Below are 17,874 nucleotides of genomic sequence, written 5' to 3' on the forward strand. Positions count from 1 at the left end.
CCCCGAGCAGGTCACGAGGGCTTTTTGCCATCAAAGAACACAAGTCCGAAAGCGCCCGCAAAGATGAACACATCCGCCAGATTGAACACAAACGGGTTTTTGATGCCGCAGCAGGACATGTTGAGGAAGTCCAGAACATAGCCGTACAGAACCCGGTCCACCACATTGGCCAGCGCACCACCAATCAGCAACCCGCCGCAGAACAGCATCAGTTTCGATGGCATGGAGCGGATCAGCCAGACCAGAACTCCGATCGAGATCGCCAGCGAAATGCCGATCAACACCCAGCGCGCTGCTTCTGAATTGCCCTGAAACAGGCCGAAATTAATGCCGCGATTCTCGCCATACTTGAACACCAGCAGGGGCGGCAGCACGTCGATATTGCCCTCGGCCACGCGCATCACATGAACGACCAGATATTTGCTGATCTGGTCGATCAGAAATGCAGCCAGCGCGGCCCAGAGCAGAAGGCGCTTGCGCATCAGTGGCGGAAGTGGCGCATGCCGGTAAAGACCATGGCAAGACCCGCTTCATCCGCCGCCGCGATCACCTCATCATCGCGCATCGAGCCGCCGGGCTGGATAACACAGGTCGCGCCCGCCTCGGCTGCTTCCATCAGACCGTCAGGGAAAGGGAAGAACGCGTCCGAGGCCACGGCCGAGCCGATGGTCAGCGGCTGCGGCAAGCCAAGCACATCGGCCATGCGTTCAGCTTTCTTGGCGGCGATCAGAGCCGAATCCACGCGGCTCATCTGGCCCGCACCGACGCCAACGGTTGCGCCGTCTTTGACATAAACGATTGCGTTGGATTTGACGTGCTTTGCAACTTTCCAGGCAAACAGCAGGTCGCGCATTTGCTCCTCGGTCGGGGCTTTCTTGGTGACGACCTTCAGGTCATCCATGCCGACAAAGCCGTTGTCCTTATCCTGTACCAGCAAGCCACCGGCCACCTGACGCACGGTTTTACCACCGGCGGTCACATCCGGCAGGGCTTCGGTTGTCAGCAGTCGGAGGTTCTTTTTGGCCGCGAAGATCGCCTTGGCCTCATCCGAGGCGCCGGGGGCAATCACAACCTCGGTAAAGATGCCGGTGATTTCTTGCGCGGTTTCGGCGTCCAGCGGCTGGTTCAGCGCCACGATACCGCCAAAGGCCGAGGTGCGGTCGCAATCAAACGCAGCTTTGTACGCCTCGATCAGCGTTGCACCCGTGGCAACGCCACAAGGGTTGGCGTGCTTGATGATGGCGCAAGCTGCGGTGTTGGCCGGATCGAATTCGGCCACCAGCTCGAACGCCGCGTCGGTGTCGTTGATGTTGTTATAGCTCAGTTCCTTGCCCTGATGCTGAACAGCGGTCGCAACACCGGGACGGTTGGTGCCATCAGTGTAAAACGCAGCCTGCTGGTGGCTGTTTTCACCGTAACGCAGGGTCTGCTTCAGCTCACCCGCAAAGGCGCGACGCTTGGGGGCCTCAAGCTGCAGCGCATCAGCCATCCAATTCGAAACGGCGGTGTCATAGGCGGCGGTGCGGGCATAAGCTTTCTGCGCCAACCACTGACGGAAACCATAGGACGTTTTACCGTAATTCTCTTCCAGTTGATCCAGCAGCGACGAGTAATCCTCGACATCCACCACCACGTTTACAAAGGAATGGTTTTTCGAAGCCGCGCGGATCATCGCCGGACCACCGATATCGATGTTCTCGATGCACTCGTCATAGCCTGCGCCTTTGGACACGGTCGCCTCGAACGGATAGAGGTTTACCACCAGCAGATCGATTGCGCCAATGCCGTGTTCTTCCATCGCGGCGACATGGGTGTCGTTGTCGCGCAGGGCCAGAAGGCCGCCATGCACCATCGGGTGCAGAGTTTTCACGCGACCATCCATCATTTCGGGGAAGCCGGTGACCTCACTGACATCCTTCACCTCAAGCCCTGCATCACGCAGTGCCTTGGCCGTACCGCCGGTCGACAGCAGTTCAACGCCGCGCTCGGACAGCGCCTTGCCCAGCTCAATCAGCCCGGTCTTGTCGGAAACGGAAAGCAACGCGCGGCGCACGGGGTGAAGATCGGTCATGGGTCCAAAGGTCCTTTTGGCGTCAGTCAAACTCGGGCTCGTCCCGGTGCAGATCACGTACGGCATAGGCAGTGTCCTGTGCCTTGCGTAGCGTCCACCGGATGCGCGTCGCATACTCCATTGCGCGCCCGGATAGAACGATCTGTTTTGTCGCGCGTGGCTTTAAACGGCCTTTTTCAAGATAAACGCTTGGTTCAACTGTTAATTTTCCCACGCCATCATGACGGAAAACCCAGATCTCACCGCTCTTGAGCGCCATCGACACCGCCGCGCCCCCCAAATCAATGGCTGCATCGACGTCGGGATGCAGGTGAAATCGTATATCGAAACCAATGCCATTCAGCCCCGAGGCATCCATCGCCTTGTCGAACTGCCGCTTGGCCTTGTCGGTTGCGGTCAGCAAGATATCTTCGCCCGCAAGCTCGCGCCCATCAAACCGCAATTCAAAGGTGCGAGCATGGGTCAGGCCAAATGTTTTGGCATAACCGTCATGCCCCGCCATAAAGCGAGTACCTTCGTGCACATCCTCTTCATCGGTCGGAACGTCCTGAGGTGCATCTACCAGTGCTTCAAAATCGGTACCGGCAGCCACGGTCGCCAAACGACCGCTGGAATAGCCGTCCAGGCATAGCGTCGAATGGGACGGAGTCGCCCGTCCGGCCCGCCGCCATTCCATGCCGAAACTTTCACCCGAACCGCAATTCACGATCAGTGGCCGCCGCCCCGAGGTCAACTCGAACGCAAGGGTCGAGGCATGGGCATTATAAGACGCCGCGCCCTTTGGTGGTGCGCTGGTATCCACGATCACGCTGGTGCGCGCGGCATAAAGCCGGGCATAACCCATCGCCAGGCCCTTGGCGTGATGTGGCCGAACTCCGCTTTGAACAAGCGCCTGGTCCAGACGGCCTTCAACGCCGCGCCCGCCACCATGGAACCGCGCAAGCGCACCGTCAGAATGGCGCAGGCTGCGCAAGGTCGGCGCCATACGCTTAATGGCATCTGCCTGCGCTCCGGGCGTCCCTCGCCCCAAGTCGCCCAACGCAGATGAGGTCCATGACAGCAAAGTAAAAACCTCAAGCAATTCTTCCGGGTTGCGGGTCGGAATCCCACCTTGCGCGTCGATCTGCCTTTCGCATTCCTTGGCCAGCGCACGCAGCGCCGGATCAGCCATCTGCTCTAGCCCCTCCAGCGCTAATCCGGCCTGAACCAGACCGGCCAGAGCTTCGAACCGAGGCAGTCCCGGCGTGGCCGCATGCCAGCGCTTGGACAGGAACCATGTCTGTTGCGCCAATGCACGAAAGAATGCCTGTCGTTGATTTTCATCCGCGCCACGCAGCAGAAAGACGGCATGATTGATCCAGCGCATGACGCGCCGACCGGTCAGATCCGGAGCCCAGCCTGCCCCCTGCCCGCGACCATGCGCGTCGATCCAACCCCAGACCCAACGTTGGGCCTTTTCCCGTGCCCGCACGTCTCCGACCGCGGCAAGGTCGTCCAACCAGGCAAAGCCGTGGCGTTCATTGTCAAACCCAACGCTGGGCGCAGCTACATCCCACAGTTCGGTGTCTTGCGCCTCGACCAGATATCCGGCGAACAACAGGTTACCCGCCACCAACTGCCGCCCGCGCGCGAACGATCCAACCGTGCGTGGCTCAGGCTCGGAAACAAATCCGGTAACCGCCTTGCGCCGCTGGCTGAGACGCGCATAAAGACGGTTCTGAAACCGCGTCCACCGGTTGGTCATGGTATCTGGGTTCGACATGACGCTCGTTACTCTGCCTCTCGCGCTCTGCTGGCGCCTGAGACCCAACGATAGACCGCGTTGATCGTCAAGTCACCGAAAAGCGTGCCGTCACGCGGATTTGTTCAGACAGGCAACATAGAACCCGTCCATACCACCAAGATCCGCCCAATAATCGGGCCGCAAGCGCAAGCCGCCTTCTTCGGTGATCCAGCTTTCTTCGACCCCGGTCACAAGCAACGCATCGCGGTTGATACTCATATCCGGAAACTGGTCCAGCGCCTCTTCGATCTGCACCTCACCCTCATCGGGCAGCAGCGAACACGTGCAATATACCAGCCGTCCACCGGGTTTCAGCAGGTTCCATGCATGGGCCAGCATCTGGGCCTGCAATTCGATCAGCCCGCCGAATTCCGAACCGTCCTTGGCAAACGGCAGATCGGGGTGGCGGCGGATAGTGCCGGTGGCGGAACAAGGCGCGTCCAACAGGACCGCGTCATACATACCCTGATGCTCGAGCGCGTCGCCCGCTATGACATTTGCCTTCAGACCGGTGCGATTGAGGTTCTCGCGCACCCGCTCCAGCCGAGAGTCTGAGATATCCAGTGCGGTGACCTGGGCCCCGGCGGCGGCCAGTTGCAGAGTCTTCCCTCCCGGCGCGGCGCAGAGGTCCAGCACGGTTTCACCGGCCTGCGGCGCCAGAACACGCACCGGTATGGCCGCTGCCGCATCCTGCACCCACCAATCGCCCTTGTCATAGCCGGGCAGGGCCGACACCTGCCCCGCATCCCGCAACCGCATTGATCCGGTCGGCAGGACCTGCCCAGGACCTTCCGCGCCCGGCTTGACCGTAATATCCAACGGAGCCGCGGCAAAATGGGCCTGCTCCATACCTGCAACAGCCTCTTTGCCCCAAGCCATGACTAGCGGATCACGCAGCCATTCGGGCAGGCGCGGAATGCGCATCTTCGGCCATGCCTCAGGCCCTTCTGCCGCCACCTTGCGCAGCACCGCGTTCACTAATCCCTTGAGGCGGCCATGCTTGCGCGAGCGGCCCACGATTTCGACCATCGAGTTGACGACGCCATGCGCCGCTTCGCCATTACAAAGTTCAACTGCGCCAAGGCGCAGGGTGTTGTGCACGGTCAGCGCAGGTGTTCTGTTCAGATGATTGTCCAGCAGACGGTCGGCGCGCTCTAGCCCGCGCAGGGTTTCCAACGTCAGACGTTGCGCCCGCGCCCGGTCCTCTGGTCCAAGACGATCCAATGCGCCTGCGGCCAGACATTCGGACAAAAGCCGTCCTTCACCCAGTATCTGATCCAGCAGATAAATCGCGCTGCGTCGGGCCGCCGTTGCGTTGTCGGACATGGAATCGCCTTTGAATAAATCCTCGCCCGCATTGCCAACAGCGGACGCGGGCGTATATCAAGCCCCTGCACGGAAAGGAACCCGAAGTCATGAGTGACGACAGCAAAGACCTGCCCCCTGCCGCCCTGCGCGCCTTGGCCGAGGCTGAAGAACGCCGCAAGAAAGCCAAGGCAGAAGCCAAGGATCTACCAAAGGAATTGGGTGGCCGCGACGGACCTGATCCAGCCCGCTATGGCGATTGGGAGAAGAAGGGTATCGCGATCGATTTCTGATCGCTTAGCCCTGCAATGCCTGCAGAAAGTCAGCAATCAGGGCACGCTGCTTTTTCGATTTGGCCCTGTCCTCGGGCCATGTCAGCCAATAACCATCCTTGGTCTGCAACGCGGGCAGATCCAACCGACGCAACTGCCCGGATTGTAAGTCCGCATTGGCCAGAGGCACCGATCCCAACACCACCCCCATCCCCTTCCGCGCTGCCGAAATCGCGTGTTCCATCGAATCGAAGCTGAGTTTCGACGACGCGGGCAATTCGCCCTGATCCGTCTTGCGCGCCCAGTCCCGCCATGCGGGCCGTTCCCCACGCAGGTCAATCAGTGGCGCACCCCATTCCACTCTCGGCGCGGCCATGGGCACCAGAACCTCGCGCGCGATAAGGGCAGCGTCGCGGCCAGGCCAGGCCCCGCGACCATAGCGGATTTGCAGCCATGTCCGCTCTTCGTCCAGTGACGATCGCCGCGCGACGGAATCCGTCATCACCTGTACCTTGGGCCGCATTTCCTGAAACCGAGCGAGGCCGGGCAGTACCAGTGCATGAATGTTCGACGACAACCCCGCGACACGCAGTTCCCGGGGTGATTTGCCGAACAGATCCTCGGTGTTGCGCTCAAGCGCCTGCAGGCTGTCCTGAACCAGCGGCAGATAACTTTCGCCCTCAACCGTCAGTGACACCCCCCGCGCCTCACGCACGAACAGCGTCCGGCCCAGCCATGCCTCAAGGTTACCGATCCGCTGGCTGACCGCCGCCTGCGACAGCCCGAATTCCCGCGCCGCGGCCGAGAACCCGCCAAGCCGCCCGGCGGCCTCAAACACGCGCAGCCAGTCCAAAGGTGGCAATCCGATCTTCTTCTTAGCCATAAGATTTTCCGAGCCTCAGCCGAAATAAGGATTAATTGTAGTAATGCCATAAGGGGCGTATCTGCTCAACCAAAGCCGCGCCGAACAGGAGACCCCCCATGCTGCGCAACGTCACTCATGAATCTTCGGTTGTGACCGTAGAATTCGATACCGGCACCCAGGCCCGCTTTCACGCCATCTGGCTGCGTGACAACGCGTTGGATCCCGACACCCGCGCGCCCGGTAACGGCCAACGCCTGATCACTATCGGCGACATTCCCACTAATATCGCAGTCAGCGCGGCCGAGTTGGTGAATGGCGACCTGCAGGTCACCTTTCAGCCCGAAGACAAGTGCGTAACCTTCCCCGCCACTTGGCTGGCCGATCATGTCTATGATCGCGACACGTCGGCCGATCTTGGCCGCACCGCCCCCGGCATCACCACGTGGGAACGCGGCATTGACGCGCCCAGCGGTGACTGGAATGAGGTTCACGCCTCACCCGCCGCCAAGCGTGACTGGCTGGCCGCTGTCGCCGAGTTCGGCTTTGCCAAACTGACCCGTGGCCCGACCGAGCCGGAATCGCTGCTGAAAGTGGCTGATCTGTTCGGCTATGTCCGTGAGACAAACTATGGCCCCTATTTCGAGGTGCGAACCGAGGTGAACCCGACCAACCTCGCCTATACCGGCCTTGGCCTGCAGGCGCACACCGACAACCCCTATCGCGACCCGGTGCCGACGCTGCAGATCCTCTATTGTCTGGAGAACTCAGCAGAAGGCGGCGATTCCATTGTCGTCGACGGCTTCCGCGCGGCGGAAAAACTGTGCGCACAGAACCCTGAAGGTTTTGCCTTGCTAGCGGGCTATCCGGCGCGGTTCGAATACAAGGGTTCAGACGGCGTCTGCCTGCGCTCCCGCCGACCGATGATCGAACTGTCGCCGGATGGCGAGATGATTGGCATCCGCTTCAACAACCGGTCCTCGGCCCCATTTGTGGATGTGCCCTTCGACAAGATGGAGGCTTATTATGCCGCCTATCGGCAACTGGGCGAAATCATCGACGACCCTGCAATGGGTGTATCATTCAAGCTGGAACCGGGCGAAAGCTTTATCGTCGACAATACCCGCGCTCTACACGCGCGGCTGGGTTATTCCGGTGCCGGTTCACGCTGGCTGCAGGGTTGCTATGCCGACAAGGACGGTTTGCTGTCCACTTTGGCCGCGATGGAAATGGCCCAACCGGAGGCGGCGGAATGAAACCCGATTTTTCGACCCTGAACCGGGACAATATCGTGGCTTTCATCGGCGATATCTTCGAGCGCCGCGGCGGTGAGGAATATCTGGGCGAGCCGGTCACCATGGCCGAACACATGCTACAAGGCGCGACCATCGCCGAGCAGAACGGCCAGCCAGAAGAGATCATCGTCGGCGCGTTGCTGCATGACATTGGCCATTTCACCTCGGAATTTGGCACCTATCACCCCGACGATACCGAAGACCGCCACCATGAGGATGCCGGCGCCGAGGTGCTGGAGCAGTTCTTCCCTTCGGTGATCACCGATTGCTGTCGCTATCACGTCGCGGCCAAGCGCTATCTCTGCGCCACCAAGCCGGAGTATTTCAACCGCTTGTCCCCCGCCTCGGTTCATACTTTGGAACTACAGGGCGGCCCGATGAGCGCGGAGGAGGTTGCCGAGTTTGAGGCCAACCCGAACCTGAAAGAGATCATCCAGGTGCGGTATCTGGACGAGGCCGGTAAACGCGCGGATATGGAAACACCTGATTTCGCCCATTTTGCACCGATGGTGCAGCGCATGGTCGACAGGCATCTGGGGGCGGCATGAACGCGCCCGAATATATCTTTGAGGCCAGCTCAAAACCTTCTCTGCCTTGGCACGAGGTACCTTTGATCCGGGCCACGGACGAGTCGGTCAAAGGTTATGGCTGTCTGGTGGATGACCCCGAAAGTTTCGAAATCGAGATCGTGCGCTGGCCGCAGCAAGGCTGGCGCCCCATCGATGAGGGCACCGGCGATGAAGCGGGCTGGGTCGAGGGTACGTTCAAATGCGACTGGCAGGGCGATGTTCTCTATGGCGAGAACGAAGCGGTCAAGGGGCACTACGTCCTCGGCTGGTCCGCCGACCCGCAGCAGGCCCGAACCGAGCAGCAGACAGCACGGCGCGACCAGGTCCTGCTGTGGCACATGAACTATCATCCAGATGGCGGGCAGATGTTCTGGCCACTGGACAATAAGCCCTTCATCGTCCCTGCAGCCCTGCCCGGTGATAATCTGACGCCCGATAAAGTGGTGGCGTTTTGGTGTGACGGCTCACGCGGGCTCTATATCCACCCCGGCATCTGGCACGAGGGGATTTTCCCGGTTGAGGACAATCAACGTTTCCTTGATCGTCAGGGGCGGGTTCATGCCCGTGTCAGCGCCGATATCGGCCAAGAGTTTGGCGTCTACCTCGCCTGCCCTTTGCGTGCGGACAAGGTCAAAGACCTGTAACCAACGCACCCTGATGCACGGAACGGTTGCGCATGATCCAGATCTGCACCGCCAGCAAGTAGGGTAAGAAAAAAGCAAAATTCTGCACAAGATCGAAAGGGCCCGAGAAATCGGACTTTGATCCAACCCCTCCGGTCAGCAGATACCAAAGCGTGTAGTGCAGGCGGTAGAGCCACGACCCCAATGCCAGCCAGAACAGCCGCAAGCCCCAGGCCCAATGCCCTTCACGGTTCCTGGTCCGCGCCATACGCGCCAGCATCAGCGCCGAGGTGAAAAGACACAGCCCATAGAGGAAAAACGCCACAGACATCACTGGCCCGCCAATGGTTCCGCGCAGTGGGATGTAGGTCATTCCGGCCAGCCCAGTGATCAGCGCCAGCGCAATCAACACGCCGCCCAGCGCACGATGAAGTCGATTGTATCTCTGCCGAATCCCTCTGATCAGTTGCAGCGGCGCCAGAGCCACCAGAATTGTCCCGGTCAGGATATGCAGCATCATAGCCGCGTTGCCGACACTTTGGCCGTCGGCGAATAAATAGCTGTTCCGGGCGGCATCATCAGACAATCCTATGCCGATCATGCCGAAGCCATGCACCACAAAAGGCATCAGCGTCAGATAGAACACTACCAGCAACAGGCTGAACGCCACACGAGATCTCAGGGTCTGCATAAGCAAACCTTAGCGCCCCGAGTTGATCCGTCTATGGCTTATAGGCCCAGCACATCCACCATGTCATACTGGCCAGGCGCTTTGCCCTGTCCCCATAGCGCCGCCTTCAGGGCGCCGCGGGCAAAGATGGCGCGGTCAGTGGCCAGATGGCGCAAGACAATACGTTCCCCTGGTGCTGCGAACAGAACGTCATGTTCGCCGACGATGTCGCCACCGCGAATGGCGTGGAAACCGATATTGCCGCGTTGGCGTGCACCGGTGATGCCGTCGCGGCCGCGGTCGGACACATCCGCTAGATTGACCCCCCGCCCCTCGGCGGCGGCCTCACCCAGCATCAGCGCGGTCCCCGAGGGCGCATCGACCTTGTGGTGATGGTGGCCTTCGATCACCTCGATGTCGAAATCCTCATCCAGCGCAGCGGCGACCTTTTTGGTCAGTTGCACCAGCAGGTTGACGCCGAGGCTCATATTCCCGGCCCGCACGATCACCGCATGGCGCGAGGCAGGCTCCAGCGCCGCGATCTGTTCGTCGGTCATGCCGGTGGTGCCGATCACGTGGACACAGCGGGCCTGCGCGGCCAGCGCGGCGAACTCCAACGTCGCCTCGGGCGCGGTGAAGTCGATCACAGCCTGCGCCTGCGCAAAGGCTTCCAGCGGGTCATCGGTCACGGTAACGCCCAGCGCCTGACCGCCCATTGCCTCGCCCACGTCCTGACCGATCCAGTCATGGCCCGCACGTTCAACCACGCCGACCAAACGGGCTTGGTCACTGTCCGTCACGGTTTTGATCAGCATCTGCCCCATACGGCCCGAAGCCCCTGTGATGACGATCCCCGGAATATGGGTCATTGCGCTGGTCCTTTTCGATTTGGTCGGCTCAAAGCCTCCTACCCCGTTCGCGCCCGCTTGGCAAAGGCCGGATTTGGGCTTAGATCGGGGATATGGCAAAGAACAAATTCCACGATGGCCCCGGCCCGTCCCAACGACAGCTGCGCGTCGGCGAACTGATCCGCCGCACCCTGTCTGAGGTTCTGGCACGCGGAGATGTCCACGACCCCGACCTGAACCGCATGTCGATCACCGTGGGCGAGGTGCGCACCTCGCCCGATTTGAAGATCGCAACTGCCTATGTGCTGCCTTTGGGCGGTAAGGGGCAGGAGGACGTGATCGAACTGCTCGCCCGCAACAAGGGAGAGCTGCGGCGCATGGTCGGCAAGAAAGTTGGGCTAAAATTCTCGCCCGATCTGCGGTTCCGACTGGATGACACGTTTGACCGTCTCGACGACACCCGCCGCATGTTCAGCCAGGACGCGGTGCGCCGCGATCTGGACGAGTGATCCGAGCACTTGCCACGCTGGGCGCGGTCCTGTGGGCCGCGCAGGCCGGGGCGGTGACCTGCGAAAAGATAACTCATGAGAGCAAACGGTATACTATCTGCGAAGTGGATGCCGCCAATGAGCAGTTGCGGCTGTTTCTCAATGATGAGGAAGGCAACCTGCTGGGTCACTTTTCGTCAGTGAATGAGGTGCTTGAACCCGATGGAAAGCGCCTCGCCTTTGCGATGAATGCGGGCATGTACCACGACGATCGCTCACCGGTCGGCCATTATGTCGAAGAAGGTCAGGAGCATATGCGCGTGATCCCCAACGCTGGCCCCGGCAATTTCGGCCTGTTGCCCAACGGAGTGTTCTGCATCCGTGAAGGGCGCGCAGATGTGTTCGAAACTCTGGAATATGTCGATCAGACCCCCGAATGCCGCTTTGCCACGCAATCCGGTCCGATGCTGGTCATCGACGGAGAGCTGCACCCGCGCTTTTTACCCGATTCGACCTCGCTCTACGTGCGCAATGGGGTGGGCACCAGCGACGACGGAACACGTGCGGTGTTTGCAATCTCGGACGATTACGTCACCTTCCACGAATTCGGCAGCCTGTTTCGCGACGTGCTGAAGACCCCGAATGCGCTGTTCTTTGATGGCAATATCTCGCGAATGTATGAGCGTGCCAGCAACCGGTCGGATATCGGGTTCTCGCTAGGACCGATCGTGGGTGTGGTCGAAGACGCGCCCAGAAATTGACAGCGCTGAGACGATCCGCTAACTCGCGCGCCTTAGCAAGAATTCAGGTGAGATATGGGACGCAAACGCAAGGGCCGCGACATTTCCGGTTGGCTGGTGGTGGACAAGCCTGCAGGCATGACCTCGACCGCCGTGGTCAACAAGGTGCGTTGGGCGATGGATGCCAAGAAAGCGGGCCACGCGGGCACGCTGGACCCCGAGGCAACCGGTGTTCTGGCCGTGGCTTTGGGTGAGGCAACCAAGACCGTTCCCTATATCACCGATGCGTTGAAAGCTTATACCTTCACCGTACGTCTGGGGCAGGCCACCAACACCGACGATGCCGAGGGCGAAGTAACCGCGGAAAGCGATGCACGCCCCTCGGATGACGATATCAAACAGGCGCTGGCGCCGTTTCTGGGTGATATTATGCAGGTGCCGCCCAAGTTTTCGGCCGTCAAGATCGACGGGCAGCGCGCCTATAAACTGGCCCGCGATGGCGAGGATGTGGAGCTGTCCGCCCGTCCCTTGTGGGTCGAGGAACTGATCCTAATTGACCGCCCCGATGACGACCACGTCGTGCTGGAAATGACCTGCGGCAAAGGCGGTTATGTCCGTTCCATCGCGCGCGATCTGGGTGCTGCGCTGGGATGCCACGGCCATGTGAAGGAACTCCGCCGTATCTGGTCCGGCCCGTTTGAGGTCGAAGACGGCCTCAGCATTGAACAAATCGACGAGATGGCCAAGTCCACCGCGCTGGACGACTACCTGCACCCGCTGGAAACCGGCCTCGCCGACCTGCCTGAACTGAAATGCACGCCCGAAGGTGCCACCCGCCTGCGCAACGGTAATCCGGGCATGGTGCTGGCTTCAGACGTAGAATACGGCGACGAAGCTTGGGCTTCGCTGGATGGCAAGGCGGTGGCCGTGGGTATCTACAAATCTGGCGAATTGCACCCAAGCCGGGTGTTCGTCACCTGATAGCCGTGTTAGGCGAAGGGCATGATCACCCGAACGCACACCAAGGGCGACGCGCCCTCGACCGCTATCTATTCCGACTGCGAAAACTATCGCTATAGCCTAACCCGCGTCTGGGATTCGTCCGGGCGCAAAGCGTTGTTTGTGATGCTGAACCCCTCAACCGCGACCGAGGTGCAGAACGATCCCACCGTCGAACGCTGCGAACGCCGCGCGCGGGCCTTGGGTTTCGGGGCATTTCAGGTGACCAATATCTTTGCCTGGCGCGACACCGACCCGCGCAAAATGCGCGCCGCCACTGATCCGGTGGGGCCGGAGAATGACACGGCCATTCTGGGCGGGGTTCAATGGGCCGATCAGGTCATCGCCGCATGGGGAACCCATGGCGCACACTTGGAGCGCGGTCCGGCGGTTGAAACACTGCTGCGCGGCACCGGACAACCTCTGTTCCATCTGGGCCTGACCAAGGCCGGGCATCCAAAGCATCCGCTGTATATCGCTTATACCCAACAACCCGAACCGTGGTAACAAAGGGTTAACCACGTGATCAGCTTGGCTTTGACCAAACGGTTAAATGTATAAGACATTTACCCTCGGAGCAGCGCGTTGACGGAGGGTTCCCATGTTTCTGATCGGTGTCCTGAGTCTGGCCGCTGTCGGCGGTGCCGCCTACGCGATCAGCGACGCATTCATCCCCGAGGACGATTCCAAGGATGAAGACAACATCGAAGATCAGCCGGATGAAATCTCTGAGGGCGAGTTTCTGGAGATCGACGAAGACCAGAGCGCGCCGGAAGATACCACTGAACCTAAGGAACCTTCGACCGGCACCATTCTGTCCGAATTCGAAGGCGATCTTGTCATTACTGGAACGGATCAAAACGATGTCCTGACTGGTCAGGACAGAAACGATCAGATCAACGGTTACGGCGCGGATGACGCCATAGACGGCGGCGCGGGTCATGATGTCCTGCATGGGGGCAAGGGCGCGGATACAATCGCGGGTGGTGAAGGCAACGATACCCTGCACGGGGAACATGGTGATGATCTGCTGCTGGGGGGTAAGGGCGACGACGCGCTATACGGCCATTTCGGCGCGGATCAGATGGATGGGGGTGAGGGCGAGGATACGCTCTATGGCGGGCAGGATGATGATATTCTGGCAGGGGGTGCGGGTGACGACGCCCTGCATGGTGGGTTTGGCGATGACGCGCTGAATGGTGGCACAGGTGAGGATGTTCTGTTCGGAGGTGAGGGCGACGATATTCTGAATGGCCAGGATGGCGACGGCGAGCAAGCCCCCGACTTCCTGAATGGCGGCGCCGGAGATGATACGATTCTGGCCGACAGTGGCGATATCGTCACCGGCGGTAACGATGCGGATGACATTATCATCGCTCCCGAACCTGAAGATGAACCCATCACCGTTATGGATTTTCAGCCCGGTCAGGACAAACTTTTCATCACTTGGGACGGCCCCGAAGACCCCGACATCCAGATTGACCAAGACGCCACCAATGAAAATCTGACCCATGTTCAGATCAACGGGCTTGACGTGGCGCGATTGCTGGGCGCCGAGGGGTTGACCGCAGACGATATACAGCTGATTACCGAAGTAGAACTGGCCCGACTAAGCGCTTTGGGCTGATCCGGTAGAATCCCTTTGCCATTTACTCAAAATGCGCTTATACGCGCCCATCCGCATCGGAATCGGTGCGGTTTTCTCCATGGGCCTGTGCTGGACGACATCCCGGCCTGCGCCATCAACTCTAACCTTTGAAGGAGACCCCGATGTCGATTACTGCCGCTGAAAAAGCACGAGTCATGAAAGAATTCGGCACCAAAGAGGGCGACACCGGCTCGCCTGAAGTACAGGTTGCCATCCTGACCTCGCGCATCAACACCCTGACCGAGCACTTCAAGACCCACAAGAAAGACAACCACGGTCGTCGCGGTCTGCTGAAGATGGTCGCCCAGCGCCGTAAGCTGCTGGACTACCTGAAGGGCAAGGAAGAAGCACGCTATCAGGACCTGATCAAAAAGCTGGGCATCCGCCGTTAAGCGCTTTTTGGACGAGATCTGAAACCGGTTTTTCGGTTTTACGCCCGCCAAATTGGCGGGCGTTTTTGTTGCTCGGTGGCGGAACTGATGTGTTTGACAGGCCGATATGCGGACGCAGATGACCTCAGTCCGTATGCGCACGCTCGTATTCCATGCGCGCTGATTTCACTTCATCCATTTGCTCATGAGACCAGTAGACAAGCGGCTTGAGCAGCTCCAACAGGCTGCGACCCAAAGGCGTTAGCGCATAGGACACCGCAACAGGCGGGCCGGGGTCGACCGTCCGCGTCAGGTAACCATCGCGCTGCAGCCCGCGCAGGTTTTCCGTCAGCACCCGCTGTGTTACGTCACCGATACAGCGCTTCAGTTCTCCAAAACGCTTCGGTTCGTCTTCCAGCGCAAGAATAATGATCATGCGCCATTTTCCGGTCACGTTGGAGAGAACCGAACGTATCGAACAGTTTGACGCTTCGGCTTTGCTGTTGACGCCGATGGGGAGCATGTGAGCCTCTGGTGCGATTTTGATACCTGCAGCGATCATAATACCATTGGATTACAATTCAACCCTATGTTTTTTATAGTAGTATTCTTGAAGTAACCATGTGACTTTAAAGTGCGTAATTGATATGTGGTGCGTATTTAATACTTACTATTGCCACAACTCGAATCATTAGGAACTTACCCATGACCCCGAAAGAGCTTGTCCTTGCGCTGTTCTCGGCCGCCTTCATCGAACACGACCCTGACGCCGCACGCCAGCTGGTGACGCCTGACTATGTCCAACACAACCCTCAGGTCCCGACCGGGGCAGACGGGTTGTTGGGATTGATCCCTCTGGTCGCGCAATCCGGCATGACCGCGACAACCCATCGCGTGATCGTCGAAGGTGACATGGTCGTGCTGCACAACACTTATGACAATGCCGACGCGTTCGGCGCGTCCTCGCTTGCGGCTTTTGACATTTTCCGCGTGGAAGGCGGAAAGGTTGTTGAACATTGGGACAATCTGCAGCCCATCCCCGAAACAACAGCGTCGGGACGCGGCATGACAGATGGGCCGACCGAGATCACTGACCTCGATAAGACGCAGGAGAACAAGGAATTGGTCCTGGGCTTCGTACGCGACGTATTGGGAGGCGCTGCGCCCGAGAACGTCACAACTTACATGGACCCCGAGGTTTACATGCAGCACAACCCCTCGATCGACGACGGGTTGACGGGCCTGATGGCCGCGATCGAGGCCTTTGCCGCGCAGGGTATGGTTATCACCAAGTTCGAGCCGCAATTCGCAATTGCTGAGGGTAACTTCGTGTTTGTGGCAACCGATGCCACCATGGGCGGCGAGCCCTGGGCGTTCTTCGATCTGTGGCGGGTTGAAGACGGGAAAATCGTTGAGCATTGGGATGTCGTCTCGCCCATTCCCACTGAAATGGCGCATGGCAACGGCAAATTTTAGAACCTACAGGCCGACCCAAAGACCGCGATGCACAAGCTCAGGCTGAAAAAACGCCCGCCAAGTGGCGGGCGTTTGCTTTCCTTGGTGACGCCTACATCTTCGCCTTTTCCGATTTCAGCGCCAGCCACAGACAATAGCACATGATCAGAACCACCAGCGTAAAGGGGATGCCGGTCGACACCGCTGCACCCTGCAGGGCCGAGAGGCCTCCGCCCAACAGCAATGCGATGGCTACCAGACCTTCCAGTGTGCACCAGAACACCCGCTGCACCACAGGGGCGTCCATCTTGCCGCCAGCCGTGATCGTATCAATCACTAGCGAGCCGGAATCCGACGAGGTGACAAAGAACACCACGATCAGGACCAGCGCGATGGGTGCCACGATACTGTAGAGCGGCAGCTCTTTCAGGAAGCCGAACAGAGCGCCTTCGGGGGCGTAACTGTCTATCACTGTTGCACGTACACCTTCAGCTCCGCCAGCGTTCAGCATGTCGATGGCGGCACCACCGAAAGTCGACATCCAAAGGGCGCAGACCGCCGTCGGTGCCAGCAGGGCGCAGATCACGAATTCCCGCACCGTGCGGCCTTTGGAGATGCGAGCGATGAACATACCAACGAACGGCGACCAAGCGATCCACCAGGCCCAATAGAACGTCGTCCAGCCGTGGAAATAGCTGGTATCTTCTCGCCCGAACGGGTTGGACAGCGCCGGAAGGTGCAGCACGTAGTCCGTCATCACGTTGAAATACCGCGCGATGGCGGTGCCGATGCCAGTGACGACAATGACGAAGATGAACAGACCCACAGCCATGATCATGTTGATCTCGCTCAGCCGTTTGACGCCCGCATCCATGCCCATCAGGACCGAACCCAGCGCGATCATGGTGATGCCGATGATCAGCAACACAACCACTGTCGGGCTGGGAGCGATGCCAAACACCTCATTCAGCCCGGCCGCAACCTGCTGTGCACCCAGACCTAGCGAGGTCGTCAGGCCAAACAGGGTTGCAAACACAGCCAGAGTGTCAATTATGTGGCCCCACCAACCCCAGACGCGCTCGCCCAGAATCGGGTAGAACGCCGATCGCAGGGTTAGCGGCAAGCCAAGGTTATAGCTGAAGATCGCAAGGCTCAAACCAACTGCGGCGTAGACCGCCCAGCCTTCAAGCCCCCAGTGATGGATGGTACCAACGACACCAGCATATTCATTGCCGGGTACCGCGATATCGATGCCTAGCGGTACGGCGTTACCGTCCTCGGCAAAGTTGTAATAGACCGGCTCCATTACGCCAAAGAACAGCAGCCCGATGCCGATACCGGCCGCGAACATCATCGCGATCCAGCCAGCATAGGAATAATCGGGCTTGGCATCCTTGCCGCCGATCCGCACCTTTCCCACCGGAAGAACGATCAGCACCAGACAGAACAGGGTGATCAAATCGACGGATAGAACAAGGAACCAATCGAATGTACTGGTGAGCCACGGCCTGAGCCAACCAAAGAACGTGGCCGCGGCCTCTTGATTGGCCAATGCGATCAGAACGAACGCAAAGATCAGGATACTCGAGATCAAAAAGACCGGGTTGTGTATGTCCAGACCGAACGGCCGGACATTGTCTTGCCCCAGCTCGTATTCGGTCTCAAAATCATAGATCCGGGGATCCGGATCCAATATTTTCTTGGATTGTGCCATTCGACTTTCCCTCAGTTTGCTGCTGCAAACGCCAAGGTCTTCGGTCGGTGGACGGCGATAAATTCGGTTTCCCCTTGGCGCGTTTCCCGTCATTTCGACCGCGGGTCTTGTGATAAGAGCTTACACCGTAATCAAAAATTTCGCAAAGCGCGGTCGGATTT

20 protein-coding genes are annotated in these 17,874 nt (G+C 59.5%); 11 read left to right on the forward strand and 9 right to left on the reverse strand.

Features of this window, described 5'->3' with window-relative positions:
* Nucleotides 1–11: 11 nt before the first annotated feature.
* From lspA to GOW93_RS05090, 4 genes are all read right to left on the reverse strand, one after another.
* On the reverse strand, nt 12–482 hold the full coding sequence (lspA, locus tag GOW93_RS05075) for a signal peptidase II (RefSeq protein WP_170382036.1): 471 nt from the start codon (nt 480–482) through the stop codon (nt 12–14).
* On the reverse strand, nt 482–2,071 hold the full coding sequence (gene purH / locus GOW93_RS05080) for a bifunctional phosphoribosylaminoimidazolecarboxamide formyltransferase/IMP cyclohydrolase (RefSeq protein ID WP_170382037.1): 1,590 nt from the start codon (nt 2,069–2,071) through the stop codon (nt 482–484). The genes lspA and purH overlap by 1 nt, the downstream gene beginning before the upstream one ends.
* A gap of 22 nt (nt 2,072–2,093) precedes the next feature.
* Nucleotides 2,094–3,833 carry a heparinase II/III family protein gene (locus GOW93_RS05085; protein ID WP_170382038.1) on the reverse strand — a complete coding sequence of 580 codons (1,740 nt, stop codon included), beginning with the start codon at nt 3,831–3,833 and terminating at the stop codon, nt 2,094–2,096.
* A gap of 90 nt (nt 3,834–3,923) precedes the next feature.
* On the reverse strand, nt 3,924–5,180 hold the full coding sequence (locus GOW93_RS05090; RefSeq protein WP_170382039.1) for an RsmB/NOP family class I SAM-dependent RNA methyltransferase: 1,257 nt from the start codon (nt 5,178–5,180) through the stop codon (nt 3,924–3,926).
* 89 nt (nt 5,181–5,269) lie between these two features.
* On the opposite strand from GOW93_RS05090, the gene GOW93_RS05095 reads away from it, so the two are divergent.
* Nucleotides 5,270–5,452, forward strand: a complete 183-nt coding sequence (locus GOW93_RS05095; RefSeq protein WP_170382040.1) for a DUF1674 domain-containing protein — start codon at nt 5,270–5,272, stop codon at nt 5,450–5,452.
* A gap of 4 nt (nt 5,453–5,456) precedes the next feature.
* Here GOW93_RS05095 and GOW93_RS05100 read toward each other — a convergent pair whose 3' ends face one another.
* Nucleotides 5,457–6,314: a LysR family transcriptional regulator gene (locus tag GOW93_RS05100; RefSeq protein ID WP_170382041.1), complete on the reverse strand. Its 858-nt coding sequence runs from the start codon at nt 6,312–6,314 to the stop codon at nt 5,457–5,459.
* Nucleotides 6,315–6,412: 98 nt separating this feature from the next.
* Here GOW93_RS05100 and tmpA point away from each other — a divergent pair, with 98 nt between their 5' ends.
* Genes tmpA through GOW93_RS05115 form a run of 3 tightly spaced genes read left to right on the forward strand, consistent with a single transcriptional unit; the run spans nt 6,413 to nt 8,801 of the window.
* Complete coding sequence (gene tmpA, locus GOW93_RS05105) at nt 6,413–7,549, forward strand: 2-trimethylaminoethylphosphonate dioxygenase (protein WP_170382042.1); 1,137 nt, start codon at nt 6,413–6,415, stop codon at nt 7,547–7,549.
* Nucleotides 7,546–8,136, forward strand: a complete 591-nt coding sequence (tmpB, locus tag GOW93_RS05110) for a (R)-1-hydroxy-2-trimethylaminoethylphosphonate oxygenase (protein WP_170382043.1) — start codon at nt 7,546–7,548, stop codon at nt 8,134–8,136. The genes tmpA and tmpB overlap by 4 nt, the downstream gene beginning before the upstream one ends.
* Complete coding sequence (locus GOW93_RS05115) at nt 8,133–8,801, forward strand: ureidoglycolate lyase (RefSeq protein WP_170382044.1); 669 nt, start codon at nt 8,133–8,135, stop codon at nt 8,799–8,801. The genes tmpB and GOW93_RS05115 overlap by 4 nt, the downstream gene beginning before the upstream one ends.
* Here the strand turns inward: GOW93_RS05115 and GOW93_RS05120 are convergent.
* Both GOW93_RS05120 and dapB read right to left on the reverse strand, forming a co-directional pair.
* The gene (locus GOW93_RS05120) at nt 8,788–9,471 is read right to left on the reverse strand and encodes a DUF2306 domain-containing protein (RefSeq protein WP_170382045.1); all 684 of its coding nucleotides are present in this window, start codon (nt 9,469–9,471) and stop codon (nt 8,788–8,790) included. The two genes, GOW93_RS05115 and GOW93_RS05120, sit on opposite strands and share 14 nt — an antisense overlap.
* Before the next feature lie 38 nt (nt 9,472–9,509).
* On the reverse strand, nt 9,510–10,319 hold the full coding sequence (gene dapB / locus GOW93_RS05125) for a 4-hydroxy-tetrahydrodipicolinate reductase (protein WP_170382046.1): 810 nt from the start codon (nt 10,317–10,319) through the stop codon (nt 9,510–9,512).
* A 92-nt stretch (nt 10,320–10,411) separates the two neighbouring features.
* On the opposite strand from dapB, the gene rbfA reads away from it, so the two are divergent.
* The 6 genes from rbfA to rpsO all read left to right on the forward strand — a co-directional run bounded on the left by rbfA (nt 10,412) and on the right by rpsO (nt 14,565).
* Complete coding sequence (rbfA, locus tag GOW93_RS05130) at nt 10,412–10,807, forward strand: 30S ribosome-binding factor RbfA (RefSeq protein WP_170382047.1); 396 nt, start codon at nt 10,412–10,414, stop codon at nt 10,805–10,807.
* Entirely contained in the window at nt 10,804–11,547 is a 744-nt protein-coding gene (locus GOW93_RS05135; protein ID WP_170382048.1) for a phosphodiester glycosidase family protein, read from the forward strand. The genes rbfA and GOW93_RS05135 overlap by 4 nt, the downstream gene beginning before the upstream one ends.
* 54 nt (nt 11,548–11,601) lie before the next feature.
* Nucleotides 11,602–12,507 (forward strand): tRNA pseudouridine(55) synthase TruB, encoded by a 906-nt coding sequence (truB, locus tag GOW93_RS05140; protein ID WP_170382049.1) that lies wholly within the window; start codon nt 11,602–11,604, stop codon nt 12,505–12,507.
* Between the two features lie 21 nt (nt 12,508–12,528).
* A complete protein-coding gene (locus GOW93_RS05145; RefSeq protein WP_170382050.1) occupies nt 12,529–13,032 on the forward strand; it encodes a DUF1643 domain-containing protein in 504 nt (167 codons plus the stop codon).
* 94 nt (nt 13,033–13,126) lie between these two features.
* Entirely contained in the window at nt 13,127–14,152 is a 1,026-nt protein-coding gene (locus GOW93_RS05150; protein WP_170382051.1) for a calcium-binding protein, read from the forward strand.
* Nucleotides 14,153–14,295: 143 nt separating this feature from the next.
* Nucleotides 14,296–14,565: a 30S ribosomal protein S15 gene (gene rpsO / locus GOW93_RS05155; protein ID WP_170382052.1), complete on the forward strand. Its 270-nt coding sequence runs from the start codon at nt 14,296–14,298 to the stop codon at nt 14,563–14,565.
* A 124-nt stretch (nt 14,566–14,689) separates the two neighbouring features.
* Here the strand turns inward: rpsO and GOW93_RS05160 are convergent, their stop codons facing one another.
* Entirely contained in the window at nt 14,690–14,980 is a 291-nt protein-coding gene (locus GOW93_RS05160) for a winged helix-turn-helix transcriptional regulator (RefSeq protein ID WP_254443470.1), read from the reverse strand.
* Between the two features lie 269 nt (nt 14,981–15,249).
* Between GOW93_RS05160 and GOW93_RS05165 the strand changes: the two genes are divergently transcribed.
* Nucleotides 15,250–16,020: a nuclear transport factor 2 family protein gene (locus tag GOW93_RS05165; RefSeq protein WP_170382054.1), complete on the forward strand. Its 771-nt coding sequence runs from the start codon at nt 15,250–15,252 to the stop codon at nt 16,018–16,020.
* Nucleotides 16,021–16,111: 91 nt separating this feature from the next.
* On the opposite strand, the gene GOW93_RS05170 is transcribed toward GOW93_RS05165, so the two are convergent.
* A complete protein-coding gene (locus GOW93_RS05170; RefSeq protein WP_170382055.1) occupies nt 16,112–17,713 on the reverse strand; it encodes a BCCT family transporter in 1,602 nt (533 codons plus the stop codon).
* Nucleotides 17,714–17,874: the final 161 nt, after the last annotated feature.

It is taken from the genome of Ruegeria atlantica (assembly GCF_013032455.1).
Classification (GTDB): Bacteria; Pseudomonadota; Alphaproteobacteria; order Rhodobacterales; family Rhodobacteraceae; genus Ruegeria; species Ruegeria atlantica_B.